At 70.4% G+C, this 21,594-nt stretch carries 16 protein-coding genes and 4 pseudogenes; all 20 read right to left on the reverse strand.

Annotation, left to right across the window (positions count from 1 at the left end; genetic code table 11):
* Positions 1–2: 2 nt before the first annotated feature.
* A complete protein-coding gene (locus DTQ71_RS01245) occupies positions 3–383 on the reverse strand; it encodes a thioredoxin domain-containing protein (RefSeq protein ID WP_109562470.1) in 381 nt (126 codons plus the stop codon).
* A 12-nt stretch (positions 384–395) separates the two neighbouring features.
* Positions 396–716 carry a HypC/HybG/HupF family hydrogenase formation chaperone gene (locus DTQ71_RS01250; RefSeq protein WP_109562471.1) on the reverse strand — a complete coding sequence of 107 codons (321 nt, stop codon included), beginning with the start codon at positions 714–716 and terminating at the stop codon, positions 396–398.
* Between the two features lie 27 nt (positions 717–743).
* Positions 744–1,352, reverse strand: coding sequence for a HyaD/HybD family hydrogenase maturation endopeptidase (locus tag DTQ71_RS01255; RefSeq protein WP_109562472.1), 609 nt, complete (start codon positions 1,350–1,352; stop codon positions 744–746).
* A 275-nt stretch (positions 1,353–1,627) separates the two neighbouring features.
* Complete coding sequence (cybH, locus tag DTQ71_RS01260; RefSeq protein WP_109562473.1) at positions 1,628–2,410, reverse strand: Ni/Fe-hydrogenase, b-type cytochrome subunit; 783 nt, start codon at positions 2,408–2,410, stop codon at positions 1,628–1,630.
* Positions 2,400–2,669 (reverse strand): hypothetical protein, encoded by a 270-nt coding sequence (locus DTQ71_RS01265; protein ID WP_109562474.1) that lies wholly within the window; start codon positions 2,667–2,669, stop codon positions 2,400–2,402. The genes cybH and DTQ71_RS01265 overlap by 11 nt, the downstream gene beginning before the upstream one ends.
* Before the next feature lie 13 nt (positions 2,670–2,682).
* Positions 2,683–4,481 (reverse strand): annotated as a pseudogene (locus tag DTQ71_RS01270) (nickel-dependent hydrogenase large subunit).
* 3 nt (positions 4,482–4,484) lie between these two features.
* Positions 4,485–5,584 (reverse strand): annotated as a pseudogene (locus DTQ71_RS01275) (hydrogenase small subunit).
* Between the two features lie 198 nt (positions 5,585–5,782).
* Positions 5,783–8,011 (reverse strand): carbamoyltransferase HypF, encoded by a 2,229-nt coding sequence (hypF, locus tag DTQ71_RS01280; protein WP_109562475.1) that lies wholly within the window; start codon positions 8,009–8,011, stop codon positions 5,783–5,785.
* Positions 8,011–9,441, reverse strand: a pseudogene (locus DTQ71_RS01285) (nickel-dependent hydrogenase large subunit). The gene hypF and the pseudogene DTQ71_RS01285 overlap by 1 nt, the downstream one beginning before the upstream one ends.
* Positions 9,438–10,384: pseudogene (locus DTQ71_RS01290) on the reverse strand (NADH-quinone oxidoreductase subunit B family protein). The pseudogenes DTQ71_RS01285 and DTQ71_RS01290 overlap by 4 nt, the downstream one beginning before the upstream one ends.
* 41 nt (positions 10,385–10,425) lie before the next feature.
* Positions 10,426–11,736 (reverse strand): sensor histidine kinase, encoded by a 1,311-nt coding sequence (locus tag DTQ71_RS01295; protein WP_109562476.1) that lies wholly within the window; start codon positions 11,734–11,736, stop codon positions 10,426–10,428.
* Positions 11,737–11,829: 93 nt separating this feature from the next.
* The gene (locus DTQ71_RS01300) at positions 11,830–12,729 is read right to left on the reverse strand and encodes a hypothetical protein (protein ID WP_109562477.1); all 900 of its coding nucleotides are present in this window, start codon (positions 12,727–12,729) and stop codon (positions 11,830–11,832) included.
* Positions 12,730–12,865: 136 nt separating this feature from the next.
* Positions 12,866–13,852 carry a Gfo/Idh/MocA family protein gene (locus DTQ71_RS01305; RefSeq protein ID WP_109562478.1) on the reverse strand — a complete coding sequence of 329 codons (987 nt, stop codon included), beginning with the start codon at positions 13,850–13,852 and terminating at the stop codon, positions 12,866–12,868.
* A 12-nt stretch (positions 13,853–13,864) separates the two neighbouring features.
* Entirely contained in the window at positions 13,865–14,278 is a 414-nt protein-coding gene (locus DTQ71_RS01310; RefSeq protein WP_109562479.1) for a DUF3830 family protein, read from the reverse strand.
* A gap of 14 nt (positions 14,279–14,292) precedes the next feature.
* Entirely contained in the window at positions 14,293–17,133 is a 2,841-nt protein-coding gene (locus DTQ71_RS01315) for an FAD-dependent oxidoreductase (protein WP_109562480.1), read from the reverse strand.
* Entirely contained in the window at positions 17,134–18,030 is an 897-nt protein-coding gene (locus DTQ71_RS01320; RefSeq protein ID WP_109562481.1) for a dihydrodipicolinate synthase family protein, read from the reverse strand.
* Positions 18,027–19,043, reverse strand: coding sequence for a phosphotriesterase family protein (locus tag DTQ71_RS01325; protein ID WP_170125257.1), 1,017 nt, complete (start codon positions 19,041–19,043; stop codon positions 18,027–18,029). The genes DTQ71_RS01320 and DTQ71_RS01325 overlap by 4 nt, the downstream gene beginning before the upstream one ends.
* An 11-nt stretch (positions 19,044–19,054) precedes the next feature.
* Positions 19,055–19,867, reverse strand: a complete 813-nt coding sequence (locus DTQ71_RS01330; protein ID WP_109562483.1) for an amino acid ABC transporter ATP-binding protein — start codon at positions 19,865–19,867, stop codon at positions 19,055–19,057.
* A 12-nt stretch (positions 19,868–19,879) separates the two neighbouring features.
* Entirely contained in the window at positions 19,880–20,614 is a 735-nt protein-coding gene (locus tag DTQ71_RS01335) for an amino acid ABC transporter permease (RefSeq protein WP_245947145.1), read from the reverse strand.
* 94 nt (positions 20,615–20,708) lie between these two features.
* Complete coding sequence (locus tag DTQ71_RS01340; RefSeq protein WP_109562484.1) at positions 20,709–21,557, reverse strand: ABC transporter substrate-binding protein; 849 nt, start codon at positions 21,555–21,557, stop codon at positions 20,709–20,711.
* Positions 21,558–21,594 lie beyond the last annotated feature (37 nt).

Genomic DNA, 21,594 nt, shown 5'->3' on the forward strand with positions numbered 1-21,594 from the left:
GCTCACTCCGCGGCGACGGGGGTGGAGGTCAGATGCGACAGGCGGGCGACATAGTCGTCCCAGTCGCGCACCTTGGGGATGCCGCCGACCATCCGGCCGTCGCGGAACACGATGAGGGACGGCGTCTTGAAGACGACCGTCTCCTTGCGGAGCGCTTCCTCCATCGCGTCGCCCGCCACGGCGCAGTCGAAGCGGCGCTGGAAGGCGGCGTGCAGTTCCGGCAAGATCACGGCGACATCGGCGCTCTCGAGATTGCGCTTGGGGTCGCCGGGGACGAAGACGACATGCAGGCCGGGCCGCGAGGCCCATGCGGCGCAGGCTTCCAGCGTCTCGAAGCGGGGATATCCCAGCTCACTCGTCAGGCGGTCGATCAGGGGGTGCATGGGGTCTCCTCCTCAGGCGGTCGTCTTGCCCGCGCTCTGCGCGGCGGCGAGATGGGGGGGCAGGCTTGGCGTGCGGGCGTGGAGGTCGGCGAACGCGCCATTCCCGTCGCCCCCCGCCATGACGGAGCGCAAGCCCTCCAGCGCATCGGCGATCAGCCGGGCCTCGTCCGCCGAGATCACTTCGCGGGCGCAGCCTAGCTGGGTCAGCACCCAGGTGCCGGGGGCGAGCGGGCCGGTCAGCGTCAGGTCGATCAGGTGCTCGGCGGTGCCGTCGGTGGCCCGGCCGGCGATGCCATCCTGGCCGAGCACTTGCATGGGGACGCCTACGCACATTTGCGGCCCTCCGGTTCGGCTCACATCTCAGTCGGCCTGGGCCGGGAAGAACCGGGCGTCGCCGGTGCGACAGGCCTCGGCCTCGGACGGCCGGCCCGCCTCGTAGGTATCGTGGCGGATGGAGGCATCGGCCAACTCGCCCTGCGTGGTGCCTTCGGTCGAGGGAAAGCCCCGCTCGGCCAGGAAGCGCACGGCGATCTCGACCGCCTCGGGGATGCGCGCGGCGACGGGGGCGCGGAGGTCGCCGCCGTAATCCTCCAACTCCTCCGGCTGGCAGCCGATCAGAAGCAGCGTCTCGGGGCAGTAGCCCATCAGCTCGGCCGTCGCGATCACGTCCTGAAAGCCGGTCTGATGCAGCGACATCTTCTTGGCCCCCAGAAAGCGGGGCACCTCGTCGCCCTCGACGATCTTCATGTCGCCGGGGGTGAGGCCGTAATCGACCGCGTCGAACACGACCAGCACGTTGGCGGCCTCCAGGAAGGGCAGCAGATAGAGCCCCTGCGTGCCGCCATCGAGCAGCGTCACCTCGGGGCCGAAAGCGCGGGTGGCGGCGAGATGCTCGACGCAGCGGACGCCGAAGCCCTCGTCGGCCCAGAGCACGTTGCCGATGCCCAGGATGAGCGCGGTGTCGGTCATTCGGGTCTCCTCCTTCTCGGTGCGCTCTCTCCCGGAGGCGCGGCGTTGCCATCGAACTTACCGGAGGAAGGGCGAATTGGCCGGAGAATGACCGGAGCGGCTGGAGTCGAGTAAAACTAAATTATTACAGTAATTAAGGAGGAATATTGCGGGTTGCGTGAGATGCCAAAATGGCTGAACGATTGTCACTTGTCGGAAAAAAGCGACAGATAGATTTCCATAACGCAAGACGGGCGCCGCAGCGCCCATCCACTCCGCCGACGAATCGGAAGGGCTCAATCCACCCGGTCGTCCTTGAACGTGCGCGTCCCCGAGATCATCGTCGACACCATGGACTGGCGGCTCATGATGTCCTCGCGGATGGCGGCGTAGATGTGGATCATCATGAAGACGACGATGAACCACATGCCCAGATGGTGGGCCTGGTACAGCACCATCGTGTTGCCGACCCAGGCGATCAGCGGCCCGAACAGCATGTCCGCCCAGGATCCCTGGCCCAGACCTTCGGCATAGAGCGCGAAGCCGGTCACGGTCATGAAGGTCATGCCCACGGTCATGAACATGAACATCGCGACCTGCGCGAGCGGGTTGTGGCCCAAATATTTCCGGGGCTCGGAGTCGAGGAACATGTACCAGCGTGCCTCGAACCAGACTTCCTCCCACCAGTCCTTGCGCCAGAACGGGATGTAGAACATCTGCCGCGCATGGCTGTTGCCCGCGAAGGCCCAGTAGATGCGGCCGAAGAAGCCCACGGTCATCACCATGGCCGCCGCGAAATGGGCGAAGCGGATATAGCCGAAGAGGAACTGATGCGTGGCCTCCCCCATCTCGATGGAAGGGAGCGGCGAGCCGATCAGGTAGCCGGTCACGCAGAGCGTCAGGATTGCGGCCGCGTTGATCCAGTGCCAGAGCCGCACCGGCACCTCGTAGACATAGACCGAGGTGGCGCGTCTGACCGTGGCGCGGTCGGCATCGGTGGCGTCGCGGGTGAGCGGCGAGGTCGAGTAGACATCGACCCGTCCGCCCGCCGATGCGGGGGCGGGGACGTTATCCTTCATCGCGCACCCCCCGGAGGGCGACCAGGGCGGCCACCGCGATCAGGGCGATCCCCAGAACGAGGCCATGGGCCGAGGCGTGGGCCGCCTGGGACAGGGGGGCATGGCCGCCATGGGCGAGCGCCGCGCCGGGGGAGAGGAGCGCGAGGGCGGCGGCGAGGACGACCCGCCCCGGCCCTGCGCCGGGGCCTCTGACGGCACCGGGTGCGCGGGGGGGGGAGGTCCCGGCGCAAGGCCGGGACGCGAAGGTCTGCTTGGTCATGTCTCTCTCCTCCTCAGCGGACCTTGACGACGGTGGCAAGCTTGTCGCCGTCGGGCGACATGACGTGGGTCGAACAGGCGAGGCAGGGGTCGAAACTGTGTAGCGTGCGCAGCACCTCCACCGGCTCCTCGGGGCGCTCGACCACGGTGTTCATCAGGCTGGCCTCGAAGGGGCCGATATTGCCGGCCGTATCGCGGGGCGAGCCGTTCCAGGTGGTCGGCACGACGCATTGGTAATTGTCGATCCGCCCCTCCTTGACGCGCACCCAATGGCCCAGCGCGCCGCGCGGCGCTTCGGTCATGCCGACGCCCTTGGCCTCGGCGGGCCAGGTCGAGGGATCCCACTTGGCGATGTTCGCCGTGCTCTGGTCGCCGTTCATCACGTTGCGCACCAGCTTGTCGAAGAAGTGCTTTTGCAGCCGTCCGCAATATTCCGACTCGAGCGCCCGCGCCGCAGTGCGCCCCAGGGTCGAGAACACGGCCTCCAGCGGCAGGTCCATCGTCTTGAGCAGGCCGTCGACCTGATCCTTGATGTCTTCGTGGCCCTTGGCGTAGCCGATCACGTAGCGGGCGAGCGGGCCGACCTCCATCGCGTGGCCGCGCCAGCGGGGCGCCTTGATCCAGGAGTATTTGGCCGCCTCGTCGAGCTGCTCGATATGGGTCTTGGTGCCCTTGTGGTTCGGTCCCAGCTCGAAATTGGCCTCGGTGACGCCGTCCCAGGGATGCAGGCCCTTCCCGGGCTCTCCGTAGGTAGACCAGGAATGATCCACAAATTCCTGCACCTGCTCGGTGTCGCGCACGTCCACGTCGTGCACCGTGCTCAGGTCGCCATTGATGATCGCGCCGCGCGGGAGGTGCAGCTGTTCGGCGGAGAAGTCGTTCGGATGCTCGGGGATGTCGCCATAGGCGAGGCAGGCCTGCGACGACAGGCCCCCGCCATAGAGCCAGGTCTTGTAGAAGCCGCCGATGGCGATCACGTCCGGGATATAGACATTCTTGTTGAACTCGATGCACTTGTCGACGATCGACGACACTAGGTTCAGCCGCTCCATGTTGATCGCGCCGGTCGCGCCCACGCCGTCGATATTGATCGGGCAGGGCACGCCGCCGACCAGCCAGTTCGGATGTGGGTTCTTGCCGCCGAAGACGGCATGCACCTTCACGATCTCCTTCTGGAGGTCGAGCGCCTCCAGGTAGTGGGTCGTGGCCATCAGGTCCGCCTCGGGCGGCAGCTTATAGGCCGGGTTGTCCCAATAGCCGTTCTTGAAGAGGCCGAGCTGGCCGGATTCCACGAACTTCTTCAGCCGGTTCTGAACATCGCGGAAATAGCCGGGGGGGACGACAGCGGGTGGCTGGGCGACACGGCCTGTTGCAACTCGCTGGTCGCCTTCGGGTCCGCGCGCAGCGCGTTGACCGGGTTGACCCAGTCCAGCGCGTGCAAGTGATAGAAATGCACGATGTGGTCGTGGATCTGCAGGTTGAGCTGCATGATATTGCGGATCGAGTTCGCGATGTCCGGGATGGTGATCCCCAGCGCGTCCTCGATCGCCCGCACACTGGTCAGGGCGTGGGTGCCGGTGCAGACGCCGCAGATTCTCTCGGTGAAGGCCCAGGCGTCGCGGGGGTCGCGGCCTTTCAAAATCACTTCGAGTCCCCGCCACATTGTGCCGGTGGAGACCGCGTTGGTGATCATGTTGTTCTCGTCGACATTCACCTCGCAGCGCATATGCCCCTCGATCCGGGTCACGGGGTCGATGACGACGCGCTTGGTGGTGTTGTCGAGGGTGTAGCCGTTGGGCGTCTGGATCGCCATGGATCAGGCCTCCTCGTTCTCTGAGACTTTGGTTTGGGTCTTCTTCTGGGCCTGCTTGAGTGCGGAGATCGCGGCGTGGGCGGCGATGCCGCCCCCAACCACGCCCGCGGCGGCGAGGCCCACCTGGTCGGCATTCGCCTCGACCCCGAACTGCGTGAGGTCCGTCACCCGGTCGTAGAACGACCCCTGATCCCAGAACCCGTCCTCGGAGCAGCCGATGCAGCCATGGCCGGACTGGATCGGGAAGGACGCCCCCTCGTTCCAGCGCACCGTGGAGCAGGCGTTGTAGGTCGTCGGGCCCTTGCAGCCCATCTTGTAGAGGCAATAGCCCTTCCGCGCCCCGTCATCGTCCCATTCCTCGACGAACTGGCCCGCGTCGAAATGGGGACGGCGGTAGCATTTGTCGTGGATGCGCTGGGAATAGAACATCGCCGGGCGGCCCTGGCGGTCGAGTTCGGGCAGGCGGTCGAAGGTCAGCATGTAGGTGATGACGCCGGTCATCACCTCGGCGATGGGCGGGCAGCCCGGCACCTTGATGATCGGCTTGTCGGTGATGACCTTGTGGACCGGCGTGGCCTGGGTCGGGTTCGGCTTGGCGGCCTGGACGCAGCCATAGGAGGCGCAGGCTCCCCAAGAGATGACGGCCTTGGCGTGCTCGGCGGCTGTCTTGAGTTTCTCCACGAAGGGCTTGCCGCCGGAGATGCAGAACATGCCGTCCTCGGCCAGCGGCGGGTTGCCCTCGACCGCGAGGATGTAGTTGCCCTTGTAGCGCTCGATCGTGTCCATCATCGCCGCTTCGGCCTGGTGGCCCGCGGCGGCCATCAGCGTGTCGTCATAGTCCAGCGAAATCATGCTGAGGACCACGTCCTTGGCCAGCGGATGGGCCGAACGGATGAAGCTCTCGGAGCAGCAGGTGCATTCCAGCCCATGGACCCAGATGACCGGTGTGCGGGGCTTCGTTTCCATCGCATGGGCGATCTTGGGGACGAAGGCCGGGCCGAGGCCCAGCGCCGCCGCGGTCAGGGAGCAGTATTTCATGAAGCTGCGCCGGGTGATCCCCCCTGGCTGCGCATGACCTCGTAGAAGGTTTCGATCTGGTTCAAGGCGGGCCCTCCTCCGGTTCGGGTGGGGCGCGCATGGGGTGCCCCCTCGGAGTCCAGCTTCTACGGTGTGCCGGTGTGTGCGGAAGCGATCTTGGCAGCCCTGGCGAAACGGCCGTAAGTCACCCGTAGGGCGGGGATTTTCCCCGCCGCCCCCGAATTGGGCCGGAAGCGGCGTAACCGGCTCGTCCGGTCTAGCAGTCAGCCGCTTTCCATTCGCGCCAGCGCGACGAGCGCCTGCCCGAAGGCGAGTCCGCCGTCATTGGCGGGCACCTCGCCCGGGGGGCAGAGACGCAGCCCGTCGAGCCGCGCCGTCACCCGCGCGAGCAGCGAGACGTTCTGGAAGCAGCCCCCCGACAGCGCGACCGTGTCGGTGCCCGCCGCGTCGCAGGCGGCGCGGGCGGCGCTGGCGAAGGCCTTGGCCAGCCCCGCCTCGAAGCGCGCGGCGATGGTCTCGGGCGGTGCGCCGGCGGCGAGGTCGCGGGCGAGCGCGTCGAACATCGGGGCCGGGTCGATCTCCGGGCCGAGGCCGAACGGGTAGGGGCGCGCGTCGCCGCCCCGCTCCGAGAGGGTCTGGAGCGCCATGGCCGCCTCGCCCTCGAAGCTCTGGCGCTCGGGGCAAAGCCCGAGACAGGCCGCCACCGCGTCATAGAGCCGCCCGGCGGAGGACGACAGCGGCGCGTTCACCCCCGCCATCGCGGCGGCGCGCAAGGGGGCGAGGGGCAGATGGCCGAAGAGCCGCTCCGCCAGCGCCCCATGCCCCGCCGCGTCCAGCCGGACGACGGCGTTGCGCCAGGGGTCCGCCTGAGCGCGGTCACCGCCGACCAGGGGCGCGGGGGTCAGGTGGGCGGCGCGCGCCACGCCCGCGTAGCCGCCCACCAGCACCTCTCCGCCCCAAACGGTGCCATCGGGGCCCAGACCCAGCCCGTCGAGCACCAGCCCTACGGCCGTCGCGCCGCGCCATCCCGCTTCGCCCAGGGCGGCGGCCATATGCGCGTGGTGGTGCTGGACCTCGAAGACGGGCACCCCCAGCGCGTCGGCCCGCGCGTGCCCGTGCCGCGTGGCGCGGAACTCGGGGTGGAGGTCGACCGCCACCGCCTCGGGCGCATGGCCCAGGAGCTCGGCGAGGTCGGCATCGGCGCGCAAGAATTCCTCCAGCGTCAGCGGATCGTCGAGATCGCCCAGATGGTGCGAGAGCATCGCCTGCCCAGCCTTGGTCAGGCAGATCGCGGATTTCAGCTGCCCGCCGAAAGCCGCGACCTGGGCGTGGGGCAGGCCCGGGGGCAGTTCGAGCGTGCCGGGCACGCGCCCCCGGGCGCGGCGCAGGACCATGGGCGGCGCGGCGATCTCGACCCCGTCGTCGAGGCGGCGGGCGATCTCCCGGTCGTGCATAAGGAAGCCGTCGGCGAAGCCCGACAGCTTCTCCCGCGCCTCGTCGTCGCCGATCGCTTGAGGCTCGCCCGAGAGGTTGCCGGAGGTCATCACCAGCGGGCGACGGGCGGCGTCGAGCAGCAGATGATGCAGCGGCGTGTAGGGCAGCATCCAGCCCAGACGTCCCTGGCCCGGTGCGACCCCCTCGGGCAGAGGCGCGGCCTTGGGCAGTAGGACGATGGGCGCGGCCGGCTCGGTGAGGCGCGCGCGGGCGGTGTCGTCCAGCACCGCATGGCGCGCGACGGTTTCGAGCGGCGCCATCAGGGCGAAAGGCTTGGCCGGACGGCGCTTGCGCTCCCGCAGGAGCGCGAGGGCGGCGGGATTGGTCGCGTCGCAGGCGAGGTGGAAGCCGCCCAGCCCCTTGATCGCCACGATCCGGCCCGCGCGCAGCCAGCGGGCGGCCGTGGCGATGGGGTCGGCGTTCAGCCGCGCGCCGTCCGCCTCGCACCAGGCCTGCGGCCCGCAGGCGGGGCAGGCGATGGGTTGGGCGTGAAAGCGGCGGTCGGCCGGGTCTTCGTATTCCGCGCGGCAGGCGGCGCACATCTCGAAGGGGGCCATGGTGGTGCGCGCGCGGTCATAGGGCAGCGCCCGCAGGATCGTGAGGCGCGGGCCGCAATTGGTGCAGTTGGTGAACGGGTAGCCGAAGCGACGGGCGCTCGGGTCGCGGATCTCGGCGGCGCAGTCGGCGCAGGTGGCGGCGTCGGGCGTCACCCGCGTCTCGGCCCCCGCCGCGCCGCTGGCGGCGATGGTGAAGTCCCCGCAAGGAGGCAGGTCGGCGTCCGTTCCCTCGACCGCGTCGACGCGGGCGAGCGGCGGCGCTTCGGCAGCCAGCGCGGCCTCGAAGGCGGCGAGGCCCTCCCCGGCGGCTTCGACCAGCACGCCCTCGGCGTCGTTCAACACCGTTCCCGTGACCCCGTGCCGCCGGGCGAGCTCCCAGACGAAGGGGCGGAAGCCGACCCCCTGCACCTGTCCGCGCACCCGGATGCGGCGGCCCAGCATCAGTGGACGGTGCAGACCATGCAGGGGTCGAAGCTGTGCACGATGTGCTGCACCGAGAGCGGCGTGTCGCAGCCTTCGGGCGCGAGCGCCCCCACCAGAGCCTGTTCCAGGGGGCCGGGCACGCCGTCCGCGTCGCGGGGCGAGAAGTTCCAGGTCGTGGGCGCCACGATCTGGTAGTTGGCGATGCGCCCGTCCTCGATGCGGATCCAGTGGCCCAGCGCGCCGCGCGCGGCTTAGGTCAGGCCGACGCCTGTCGCGGCGTCAGGCAGGGTCCAGTCGCCCATGAGGGAGTGCGAGGGGTCGACTCCCGCGACCTGCGCCTCCAGCCAGATCTGAGTGCGCGCGATCTCCAAGAGGCGTGCGGCGACCCGGGCGCGCACGCCTCCCTCGGTGGCCAAAGCCTGGGCCAGCGGGTGCCCGTCGACTGCCTGGCGCGCCAGCGCGCCGGTCTCGGCGGGGGCGCCCGCGAGGCGCGAGGCCTTGCACCAGGAATAGGCCGAATCGCGCATCTCCTCGTCCGGGACCGTCACGCCGTCGAGCGGATGCGCCGCCTCCCCCATCATCCAGCTATGGGCCAGATCCTCGCGCACGGCGTCCGCGTCGGCGGGGGTCACGGATCCCGCCTGCCACAGCCCGGCTCGCGTGGCCCGGCCCTCGGCGCCGGGATGGGCCCCCCAGCTGAGATAGCGGCGCGGGCCGACGCCCGCGGCGGCGAGCCCCAGGTCGCGGGCGATGGTCAGGAACAGGCCGACATCGCCGGTCTCCCAGGCGTCCAGGGCGTACAGCGTCTCTAGCGCGGCGAACTCCTCCAGCGGGGCGCCGAAGGTCTCCCGCTCCAGATGGCGGCGGAAGGCCCGCAGCGTGGAGGTCATACGGACCCGGTCGCGCGCGTCCGGGGCGCGGGTGACCCCGGCCGGCTGGATGGCGAGCGTGTGGAGCCATTTGCCGCCCAGCGTGCCGGTGATGTGCATCAGCGCCGCCCGCGCCTCGACCATGGCGCGCAGGCCGGAGCCCTGGGCCGCGGTGAACCGCTCGACCGCGCGGGCGTGCCAGGGGCGTCCGGTATAGGCCGGACGCGCGAAGTCGAGCATGAAAAACAGCGTGAAATGGGTCACGTGGTCGGCCAGGTTCTCGACCCCGTGCAAGATCGCGGCCACCCGCGCGCCCATGGGCGGCATCCGGGCCCCTGCCGCGTCGGCCAGGGCGAGGGCGGCGGCGGCGGATTGGCTGATGGAGCAGATGCCGCAGATCCGGGGCGTCACCGTCAGCGCGTCGCGCGGGTCGCGCCCGGCCATCATCGCCTCGAAGCCGCGAAACAGCGGGGAGTTGGCATAGGCGGCGGCCACGCGCCCGTCCTCGATCTCCAGCCGCACCTCCAGGTCGCCTTCGATGCGGTTGAACGGCCCGACGAGAAGGCGGTGCGCGGTCACGAGCGCTCCCGCCGGGGTTGGGGGGCGATGCGGACGCGGTCGGCGCGGGCATTGGTGTCGATGCGCTTGGGCGTGGCGGCCTTGGAGAGCGAGGACAGCGCCATGAACCACGCCTTGGGCATGTCGGTGGGCAGGCCCACCGACATGCCGGCGATCTTTGGCGTCTCGGTAAAGGTCGACTTGGGGCTCTCGAACTCGGGGGCGGTGCAGGCGATGCAAGGGTAGCCCCCCGCGTGCAGGAGCCGCCGCCGTTCCAGGGCCGGATGTTGCAATCGCCCACCGCCTGGGTGCCGATGCAGCCCAGATTCTCCATCAGGCAGCCCATCTCGGAGAGCTTGGTGGCCGAGGCCTTGTATTCGTAGAACTCATTCTTGGGGCAGGCGTGGTGGACGAGGTGGTCGGTATAAAAGCGGGGCCGCGCGAAGGAGTCGAGATCGGCCTCGCCCAAGGCATCGGCGGCCAGCAACAGCAGCGTCTCGGTCACCCAGTCGGGATGGGTCAGGCAGCCCGCGACGTTGATCACGGACCGGCCGGAGCGGGCGCGGAACGACCCCGGCAGCAAGCCCCCCGCATGGGTGCCGTCGAACTGCATGCCCATCGCGCCCGAGGGGTTGCCGCCCCCCGCCGTCATCCCCCCGAACGCCGCGCAGGAGCCGATGGCGACCACGTCACGCGCGTGCGGCGCCAGCGCGGCGAGCCAGTCCATCATCGACCACCCGGTGCCCGACAGCATCTGGAAGCGCCCGGTGCCGCGCGGGCCGGTGACGACCGAGCCCTCGACGCAGAGTACATCGAGCGGGCGCGCGCCGCTCTCGATCTCGGCAAGCAGGGCGCGCACCTCGCCCCCCGACGCCTCGGAGAGGGCGGGGTGCCAGAGCAACTCGATTCCCGCATCCGCGAAGAGGTCCAGCACGTTCGGATCCTCGGCGCAGAGCAGCGACATCGTGCAGCCACCGCAGCCCGCCGATTGCAGTCAGAGCACGTTCATCGCGCATCCTCCGCCAGCGGCAGCTCCAACCGGAAGACCGTGCCGCCTTCGGGCGGGCAGGCGACGGCGAGGCGGCCGCCATGCTCCTCGGCGATCTTGTTGCTGATCGACAGGCCCAGGCCGGTGCCGCGCCCGACCGGCTTGGTGGTGAAGAAGGGATCGAAGACATGGGCGGCGATGGCGTCGGGGATGCCGGGGCCGTTGTCGCGGACCTCCAGCACGGCCAGGTCGCCGTCTCGGGCGACGGTGACCGTGATCTCGGGCCGCTCGATCGCCTCCAGCGCGTCATGGGCGTTCTGTACGAGATTCATGACGATCTGCTGCACATGGCCCGGGTTGCCGTGGACGGGCACGGGCGCGGGGGCGTCGACCCGCGGCACGGTCCCGCCGGAGCCTCGCTCGATCCAGCGTACGGCGGTGGCGGCGACCTGGCCCAGGTCGAAGCGCTCCCGCTCGCCGGTGCCGTCGGCCGACAGGCGGCGCAGGTCGGCCACGATGTCGCGCACCCGCTCGGCCCCGTCCTGCGCGCCCTCGATGGCGTGGCGCAGGTTGGGAACGGCGCGGTCCAGCTTCAGCTCGGCTCGCAGCGCGATCAGCTCGGGCCGGGTCGCGCCGGCCTCGACATGAGCGAAATAAGTCTCCAACCGGCCGACATATTTCTCCAGCGCGTGGGTATTGGCGTAGACGAAGCTGATCGGGTTGTTGAGTTCATGGGCCACGCCGGCGAGCAGCCGGCCAAGGGCGGCCATCTTCTCGTTGCGCACCAGCAGGGTCTCCGCCTCCTTGAGCTGGCGGTGGCTGGTTTCAAGCTCGGCATAGGCGGCGCGCGGCTCGCCCAGGGGGCGGCCGATCAGCACCGCGCCCTCCAACCGGCGGCGCCCGTCGAGCAGTGGCGAGAGTGCCACGTCCAGCGGCTCGCCCTCCGCCAGCCGTGCCTCGAAGGAGACGGGCCTCGGATCGTAGCGCAGCCGGTCGAGCGCGGCGGCGACAGTGGCTCTGCCATCGGGGTCGAAGAGATCGGCCGCGGGAAGCCCCGCCGGGTCTCCGCCGATCCGGTCGGCAAGCGAGGCGGAGGCGCGGGTCACGCGCCCGTCTCGGCCCAGCACCGCCATCGCGTCGCCGACCGAGCCCAGGATCGAGCTGAGCAGCCGGCGCACCTCGTCCAGCGCGGCGTTCTGCGCCTCGAGCTTGTCCTGGTGGGAAGCCAGTTCGGAATAGGTGGTCTCGATCGCGGAGAGCACATCGGACCAGGCCGCATCGGAGAGCGCGGCGCGCGGCGTGCTTTCGGCTTCGACCCTGATCGACATGAGGCCCCCTCCCGGCCGCTGGCGCGGCCTTAAGGGAAACGATGACCGGTCTTGCCTTGGACTTCGATCGGACGCCGGCGCGCAGGGCGCCGGTCAGTCGCGGGCGCCCACGCTGCCGAGCACCCCGTCGATTAGCACCGAATCGCCCACGGCCTGGCAGCCGGGCACCGTCATGGTGACAGAGCGCGGCTCCGCATCGAGGCCGGGGCCGACGCGGAACGCGGCGGCGTCGATGCTCTGGCCGCAGGTCTCGGAGGTCACGGCGGCTTCGAGGGTGAGCGCGGCGCGTACTCCCTGCGGCGCGGTGTAGACCAGCGCGCCCAGCCCGTCCGAGACGGATGGGTCGCCCAGTTGGGTAAGAAACCCGCCCATGCCCTGCATCGCGTAATCGGCGTCGCGCGGGCTTTCGGGGCCGACATGGCCGGGATCGCCCCAGGTCGCGTCGTTTTCGAAGGCGTGCAGGCCCAGACCGACGCCGCCGCCCCATTGCAGCACGGCCCGCTCATAAAGCCCGAAATCGGTGACCCAGGTCTGGAGCGTCAGCGCCTCCGCGTCCTCGACGATCACGGCGATCAGCGGCGCTTCGGCCAGGGCCGGCAGGATCAGCTCGCCCCGCCCCTCATCGTCGAGCAGCGTCGTCACGGCCAAGGGCCCCTGGACCACGTCGACGCGGCTGCGGGCGTGGCAGGGCGCGGTCATCGAGAGCGCGATGCGGGCCGCCGGTTCGGGCGCGGCCTCGGCCCGGATGGCGCAGCGCCCCTCGCCGGTGGTCGCGCGCACCCGCGGCCCGGGGCCCCGGGGCGTCGCGAAGGCGGTGTGAGAGGCGGCGTCGGTGACGTGGGTCAATTCGGACGCGATATCGGAATTGCCCCCGGACCCCAGCAAGGCCCCCGCCAAGAGCAGGGCCCCCGTGATGAGCAATGTGAACCCGGCCACTCGGCGCAGCCTGCCGAGGAGCGGGGGCCTGTCCGCATCAGGGGGCGGCGTCGACATCAGGGTCTCCGAAAAGGGCTATGGTCGGCATTATGTAGCTAACGATTTGGGCGATTCCGTGGTTGAATAACCGGGGCTTCGTGAACGGGGGTCTAATTTTCGGCAAGATTGCCACCCCCGAGGGAAACGCGCGGCGCTATTCCGATGGCACGGAGACGGAGGAAGCTTTCGCCAGCGCGGCGGGCACGGCTTCGAACACGGCGATTCCGCCGAGCACCTCGCGCATCGGGATCGGGTGGCAGGTCCGCGTCCGGATCGCGCGGGCGAAGGCCTCCAGTTCCTGCCGCTCCATCGAGACCGCGGGCCAGGTGAGGCGCGTGCGGGGGCCTTCCACCGGCGCCCAGGTCAGTTGGTTCTGGCCGCGCAGTTCCAGCCAACCGCGCGCGCCGAAGACTTGCAGCCGGAACTCCCGCGCCGTGGCCGTCTGCGTCCCGACCGTGCCGGTCGCGCCGCTGGCGAAGCGCATCATCAGCGTGGTCGTGTCATCATGGTCGATCTCGTGGACCAGCCGGGCGCTGAGCGCCGAGAGCGTGGCGACCGGACCCATCAGATGGATCATCAGGTCGATGACGTGGATGCCTGCGGCGGCCAGCCCGCCCGCCGGGCTCTCGCCCGGAGCGAGACGCCACATCTCGGGGGTATAGACCTCGCCGACCCGGACGTCGCTGCTCATGTTGCCCTCGGCATGGAGCAGGCGGCCCAGCTCACCCGCCGCGACCCGCCGCGCCATCTCGGCGAAGGCGGGCAGGTGGCGGCGGATATGGCCGGGCAGAAAGACGATGCCCGCCGCCTCGACCGCCGCCAGCGCCGCGCGGGCTTCGGCCAGGGTCAACGCGACCGGCTTCTCGCAGAACAGATCCTTGCCCGCCGCCGCGACCCGCGCGATCTGTTGCGCGTGCTGCGAATGCGGCGTGGCGAGGACGACGGCATCGACCTCCGGGTCGGCGAGCACCGCGTCCAGGTCGTCGGTCAGCGCGATGCCGTGACGCGCCGCCCAGTCCGCGGCCTTGGCCGGGGAGCGGGCGACGGCGCGGGTGAAGACCACGTCCTCGGACAGGCCCTGGACCGCCTCCACCAGAATGCGGCCCCAGCGGCCCGGCCCCACCAGCGCGAGGCGGATCACCGTCGCGCCCTCTCAGGCATAGTCGAACCGAATGTCCTGCGCGCCCTCCCAGAGGACACGGTTGCCCAGCGCCATCAGGTTCTCCAGCCCCGAGGTCAGGGTGATGAAATGGTTCCCCGCGAGCTGTCCCATCTTCGACGAGAAATCGACGCCGCCATAGGCCAGCAGGATCTCGGTCTCGCTGATGCCGCCGGGATAGAGGATGATATGGCCGGGGGCCGGGTGGCTCGTGTGGTTCTCGTAGCCGACGCCGAAATCCCGGTCGCCCAGGGGGATCCAGACGCCCTCGCCCGACCAGCGGACATGGACGATCTGGCCCAGGAAGGGCATCGCGCGCTCGAAGGCGGCGCAGGTTTGCGGGGCGGCGTCGCGCTCCAGCCTTGCGTCGAAGGCATAGGGGCCTGCGGTGATCTTGAGGTCCGTCATGGGGCCTGCTCCTCTCAGGTGAAACGGGACATGGAAAACGCCCCGAGGTCTTGCCGCAGCCGGCCCGACAGGGCGGCGGCGGCGGCTTCGCGGCCCATCAGCGGGCCGAGGGTGTAGCCGTTGGCGGTGGCGGCGATGGTGACGCCGTCGAGGCCGGGGACGGGGCCGATCAGGGGCGCGCCGTCGATGTCGATATTCATGGCGGCCCAGCTGCGGATGACCTGGAGGCTGCCGACCTGCGGCACGGTGCGCTGGGCGACCCAGAGATTGCCTTCCAGGCTTTCGGGCAGGATCTGCGTCTGGCCGCCCGCGCCGGTGACGGCGGGCCAGGCGCCGCCGATGATGACCGAGCCGGCGGCGGTCTGCTTCATCGACAGGTGCCGGTCGGCATGGGCCAGCAGGCAGGGGACCAGCGCCGGGCCGGGCGCGGTGACGACCATCTGGAGCGGCGCGCCCTTGATCGGCAGCTCCGCCCCGAGCATCCGCGCGAGCCCGGCCGACCAGCCGCCCGCCGCGATCAGCAGGCGGCGGGCGGTGATCCGGCCCCGGGCCGTGTCGACGGTATAGCCCTGGCCGTCGCGGGCGATGCCGCGCACCGGGGCGTTCTCCTCGATCAGCGCGCCCGCGGCCCTTGCGGCGGCGGCGAGGGGCGGGGTCGCGGCGAGAGGGTTTATCTTGCCCTCGCCTGGGCACCAGGCGGCGGCGACCACGTCCTCGGAGATGGCGGGGGCGATGCGGCGGACCTGCGCGCCGTCGATCACCTCGGTCTGGATGCCGATGCGGGCTTCGGCGGCGGCCTTGGCCTCCAGGAAGGCGATCTGGTCGGGGTTCTCGGCCACCATCAGCCCGCCGGTCACGGCCATCTCGAAATCGGCGCCCAGCTCCGTCTCCAGGCGTTGCCAGAGGTCGATGGACTCGGCCTGGAGCGGCAAGGTCCGCAGTTGCAGATCGCCCGACCCCACCGCCTTGCCGCCGAAATCCCAGCTGAGCAGTTGCAGATGCAGGCTGCCCGCGTTTCCGCCCGAGGCCTCGCCGTTGACCCGTCCCCGGTCGAGGCACACCACCGAGGCGCCCGCGCGGGCGGCGTGGAGTGCGGCGGAGATGCCGGTGACGCCGCCGCCGATGATCACGAGATCGGCGGAGCTTGCGCTCAGGGGGCGAGGATCGGGGCGCGCGGGGCGCGTGGCCGGGGCGCTTTCCAGGTGGCCGCCCCATTCGGGCTTTTCCAGCGCCAGCGCGCCGAGCGGCACGGGCCGGGCCGGGATCTGCGGGGCGAAGAGCGCCTCGGGCGGGGCGGGGTGCCCGGCCTCCGCCAGCAGGCGCAGCGCTTGGGGCAGGCAATAGCGGCCCTGGCAGCGGCCCATGCCGAGCCGCGTGGCGCGCTTGAGCGTGGCGGGGTCGTCCGCGCCCTGGGCTATGGCGGCGCGGACGGTGGCGGCGGTGATCTCCTCGCAGCGGCAGAGGATCGTGCCGCCGGTGGGCGTGGCGCGCGGTGGCGCGGCATAGAGCGACCAGAGGGCGGATTGGAACGCACGGGGGCGGCGCAGGTCTGCGCCGGAATCGCGCACGGGACGTCCGATATGATTCAGCGCGCCCTCGGCGCTGAGCCGGCCCTGGGCCAGCGCGATCTCGGCCCCGCCGAGCCCGCCCGCGTCGCCCGCGATCCAGACGCCAGGGGCCGGTGTGCGACCGGTTTCGTCCCGCTCCGGGCGGATGTCTCCCGTCCCGGGGTCGAGGGTGAGGGGGACACCGAGCAGGCGCGCCACCTCAAGTTGCGGCGCGAATCCGTCGCCCGCGGCCACTGTGTCGGCGGCAAAGCGGCGGGACTCTCCTGTCGCGATCTGCCGGAGCACGGCACCTTCGGCGCGGTCTTCCCCGGTGATTTCGGCCAGTTCCCAGCCTTGGAGCACGGGCACGCGCCCGCGCAGCGCCGCGAGGCGGTAACGGGCGCCGTCCAGGGCCAGCCGGGGCGCGGCCGCGACCGCTCGCACCAGCGCCGCGCCGGGGCCGGGGCGGCCCCGTTCCGCCAGAGCGACGACACGAGCGCCGATGGCCTCCAACTCGGCGGCCAGCTGCAACCCCAGCGGTCCGTGCCCCGCGATCAGCACCCGCGTGCCCGGGGCGACGCCGTAGCGGCGGGCCAGGGTCTGCGCCGCGCCGATGGTCATCGCGCCGGGCAGGGTCCAGCCGGGCACCATGGCGGGCCGCTCATAGGCGCCGGTGGCGAGGATCACCGCGCGGACGGTCAGGTGCCAGGCGCAGTCCTCGCCGAGGGAGCGCAGGGCGAAGCCGTCCTCCTCTGGGCGCGCGAACCAGAGGCTCTGGCCCGAGAGGATCCGCGCGCCCGAGGCTTCGGCCCGCCCGCGCAGCGCCGTCCCGCGCCGGTGTTGGCGGTCGGGGGCGTGATCCCCGCGATAGCCGCCGCTGCGCGGTTTGAAATATTGGCCGCCGGACTCGCCACGTTCGTCGAGCACGATCACCCGGGCGCCGCCCTCCGCCGCCTGGATCGCCGCGGAGAGCCCGGCGGGCCCCGCGCCGATCACCGCGATATCGGCCTCCGCCCGCTCCGTGCGGGGTGGCGCCGGGGGCGTCGTGCCGGGGGTTAGGGTCCGCTCCGCCTCGCGCCGCACGTTCATGCCGGCGCGGGCCTCGACCATGCAGGCCCGGCGACCGCGCGCGCCATCCACCGTCACGAGGCAGTCATGGCAGACTCCCATCCCGCAGAACGCCCCGCGCGGCGCGCCGCTGCGCCGGGCGCCCAGCGCGACTTGACCGGCCGCGGCGAGCGCCGCGGCGAGGCTGTCACCCGGCCGGGCGCGGACGGCCTGGCCTTCGAAGGTGAAGTCGAGCGTCACTCAGGCCACGGCCTCGGGCAGCGCGCCCACCGCTTCCAGCGCCGCGCGCACTTCGGCCAGCTCGGCTTCGGGCAGGGGCAGGCGCGGCGGGCGGGGGGCGCCCATCGGCATCCCCATCATGTCGAGCGCGGCCTTGCTGCCCGACACGTAGCGCTGCCCGGCCACCAGCCGGATCACCGGCAGAACCTCGCGGTAGAGCGCGCGGGCGGCGGCGTAATCCTCGTCGTCGGCGGTCAGCGTGAAGAGCCGCGCCAGCTTGGCCGGCGCGATGTTGGAGCCGACCGCGACCCAGCCCTCGGCGCCCTCGACGAAGCTCTCGAAGCCCATGATCCCGCCGAACACCGTCATCCGCCCGTCGGACATATCAAGGATGTCGCGGATGCGGGTGACGTCCATCGTGGATTCCTTGATGTAGTCGATCCGCGGCAGCTTGGAGAGTTCGGCCACCAGCGGCGGGGTCAGGTCGACATTCGCCGTGGCGGGGTTGTTGTAGATCATCACCGGCGTCTTGGCCGCCTCCCCGATGCGCCCGTAATGGTGGATCAGCTCGTCCCAGGTGGGGGTCGAGTAGAAGGGCGGGATGATCATGGTGCCGTCGGCGCCCAGTTCCTCGGCCATGGCGACGTTATCTATCACCTCGTCGGTGCTCTCGGCGCCGGCGCCGATCAGGACGGGGACGCGGCCCGCGACGGTGTCGATCACGCATTTGGCGACGGCGCGGCGCTCCTCGGGGGTCAGCGACAGGAACTCGCCCGTCGATCCCAGCGGGATCAGTCCGTGGATGCCCTCGCGCACCTGCCAGTCGGTGAAACGCGCCTGCGCGTCGAGGTCGAGGCGGCCCTCGGCGTCGAAGGCGGTGACCATCACGGTATAGGTGCCGCGGAAGCCGGTCGTCATGCTTGTGTCTCCTTCAGGGTCAGCAGGCGCAGCGGGTTGGTGCGGATCAGGCGGTCGATCAGGTCGGGGTCGAGCCCCAGCCGCCGCATCAGCGGCACCACGTTGCGCAGGATGTGGCCGTAGCCGTGTCCGCCCCAGCCGCGCAGCCGGGTCTTGGTGCAAATGTCTTGGCTAACGAGGATCCGGTCGGCATGGCCGGCCTCTGCGAAGCGGGCGATCAGGCGGACGCGGTCGCGGTCCATGGGCAATTCGGTCTCGCCCATCCAGTAATGCGACTGCTCGATGCCGAAGAAATCCCATTCGACGCAGGCGCCGCGGTCCAGTAGGGCGGCGATTCCGCCGCCATCCGGGTGGGTGCGGTCCATGTGGCAGAGGATCGTGCGGGAGAGGGCGTGGCCCTCTTCCTCGACCAGGTCCAGGATCTCCATGCAGGCGCCGGGGGCGCGGCCCGGATGGACCGAGAGCGCGGCGCCTGTGGCGCGCGCGGCGCGGGCGGCGGCGCGGAGCGCGCGGCGCTCGGCCTCGGTCATGGGCCAGGAGCAGCCCATCTCGCCGATCAGCCCGGCGCGGATGGGGGTGCCGTCGAGGCCCTCGACCACCTCGGCGGTGAAGAGATCGGTGAGCGCGTCCACCTCCATCGCGCGCATCTCGGGGCTGAGATAGGCGTCGGTATAGCGTCCGGCGGCGGCCACGACATGCACGCCGGAGGCTTTCGACGCGGCGGCCAGGCCCGCCGCGTCCCGCGCCAGCCCGGCGACGGATTGGTCCACGATCACGGACCCGCCCTCTTCGGCGAACCAGGCCAGCTCCCGGGCCGCGGCGTCCGCGTCCGTCTGGTGGGCGTTGGCCGGCGCCTCGTTCGACCGGTAATCGACTTGCCAGCGATCCTCGATCTGGATCGGCACGTCACGGTCGCCTGTCGCGCCGGGCGGCACGATGTCGAACAGGACATGCTCGTGCACCGCGACCGGACCCAGCCGGGCCGGATCGACATCGCCCAGGACTGTCCGCACCACGCCCATCCTCAGTGATGCAGGATCTTCGACAGGAACAGGCGGGTGTGCTCGCTCTTGGGGGCGGTAAAGAAGGTCTCCGGGTCGGCCTCCTCGACGATGGAGCCGTCATGCATCAGGATCACCCGATCGGCGGCGGCGCGGGCGAAGCCCATCTCGTGGGTGACCACGATCATGGTCATGCCTTGGCGCGACAGGTCGACCATCACATCCAGCACCTCCGAGATCATCTCGGGGTCCAGCGCCGAGGTCGGCTCGTCGAAGAGCATGACCTTGGGTTTCATCGCCAGCGCGCGGGCGATGGCGACGCGCTGCTGCTGCCCGCCGGAGAGCTGCCTGGGATAGGCGTTCTCCTTGTCGGGCAGGCCGACACGGGCCAGGAGCGCGCGGGCCTCGTCGCGGGCCTCGGACTTGGGCCGTTTCTGGATGCGGACGGGGCCTAGGGTGATGTTGTCGATCACGCTGATATGCGGGAACAGGTTGAAGCTCTGGAAGACCATGCCGAGGTCGCGCTGCTGCTTCGCGACCTCGCTGTCCTTCAGGGGCACGCGCTTGCCGTTCTTTTCGCGCATCCCCATCAGGTGCCCCGCGGCGCGGATGGTGCCGCCGTCGATGGTCTCCAGATGGTCGATGCAGCGGAGCAGGGTGCTCTTGCCCGAGCCGGAGCGGCCGCAGATCACGACCACCTCGCCCTGGCGCACGGTCAGCGAGACGTTTTTGAGGACATGGTTGTCGCCGAAGGTCTTCTCCACGCCTTCGATCAGCACGATGGGCTCGCCGAGGCTGCGCCCGGCGCGGGCGATCTGGGGGTCTTGCGCGGTCATGTCATGCCTCCCTTATGCGGTCCCGGCCGGTCCGGCGGCCTTCTCGATCTGTTTCTTGGCGTCGGGCGAGACGGCGGCGGCGGGACCGAAGGGTTTCTCGTAATGGGCCTCGATGCGGACCTGGATCATGCCCCAGATGGAGACGAGCGCCAGATACCAGACGGCGGCCACCGTGTAGGCTTCGAGCACCCGGAACTCGACCTGCGCCAGCATCTGCGCCGAGCGCATCAGCTCCTCCATGGAGATCACCGAGGCGAGCGAGGTCGTCTTGAGCATTCCGTTGAACTGGTTTCCCAGCGGCGGGATGATGGTGCGCGCGGCCTGCGGCAGGATCACCAGCCACATGCGCTGCCGCCAGGTCATGCCGATCGCGCGGGAGGCGTCGGTCTGGCCCTTGTCCACCGACATGATGCCCGAGCGGATGATCTCGGCCAGATAGGCGCCCTCGTTGAGCGCGAGGCCCAGGATCGCGCTCTCGATCACCGTCAGGCGGATGCCGATCTGCGGCAGACCGGTATAGATGATGACCAGCTGGATCAGGATCGGCGTGCCGCGGAACAGCCAGATGTAGAATTCGGCGATGTAGCGCAGGGCGCGGTTGCCATACATCTTCATCATCGCGGCCAGCACGCCCAGGCCAAGGCCAAGGATCATCGACACGACCGAGAGCCAGACCGTGGTCCAGGCGCCCCGGACCATCAGGCCGTTGGTCATGTAGGTGAAGAAGAACTCCCAGCTCCAGTTCACGCGTGTCTCCGGGTTCGTTTGGGGGATAGGGCCGCGGGACGTGCCCCGCGGCGGGGCCCGGCCGCGCGGGGGCGGCCAGGCTCATGTCGGGGGATCACTCCGGGTTGTAGTAGATCTTGATGTCGCCTTCGTAGTCGGACCAGTGCTGGATCTGGGTCGCGCCATAGGCGCTCATCATCTCGTTGTAAGTTCCGTCCTCGACCATATCGCGCAGCACCTGGGCGACGGCCTCGGCCAGCTCCTCGCCGGTCTCGCCGTCGAAGCCGAAGGACGAGGGCAGGCCGGGGTTGAGGCCCGAGGCGCCGACCTCGAAGGCGCCCCGCTCGGCCAGGTAGGCGGCGGTGGCGTCGGGGCCGAACACGGCCTTGACCTGGCCCGCGCCCAGCGCGGCGAAGGCATCGCCGAAGGTGTTGAAAGCCTGGATGTCCATCGACTCCATGCCCGCCTCGACCTGCGCGGCGTTGATCTCGCGGATGAGGTTGTCGGCGAAGCCCGAGATCTCGGTGCCGACCGGCTCGCCGGCCAGATCCTCATAGCCGGTCACGCCCATCGGGTTGCCGCGCTCGACAACGATGGCCAGCGCGTTCACCACATAGGGCACCATGCGCATGATCTTGGCGCGGTCCGGGTTGTAGTACATGCCGGTGTTGACCATGTCCCAGCGCTTTGAGGCGAGGCCGGGGATCTGCACCTCGAAGCCGACATTGGCATAGACCGGCTCCAGGCAGAGACGGCGGGCGATCTCGTTGCCGAGATCGGGGTGCAGGCCCTGCAACTCGCCATTGGCGTCGAGATACTGGCGCGGCGGCAGCGTCGCGTTGATCGACATGGTCAGCTTGCCGGGCTCGATCGTGGGCAGGTTCTCGGGGCAATCCTGCGCGGCGGCCATGCCGGCCGTCAGGGCGAGGCCGAGCGTGGCGGCCGCGAACGTCAGTTGCTTCATGTCGGTGTTCCCTTTTGTTGGAAGTGGTGGTGGGGGC

Origin of the sequence: Jannaschia seohaensis, assembly GCF_900116765.1 — a bacterium.
Taxonomy (GTDB): Bacteria; Pseudomonadota; Alphaproteobacteria; order Rhodobacterales; family Rhodobacteraceae; genus Jannaschia; species Jannaschia seohaensis.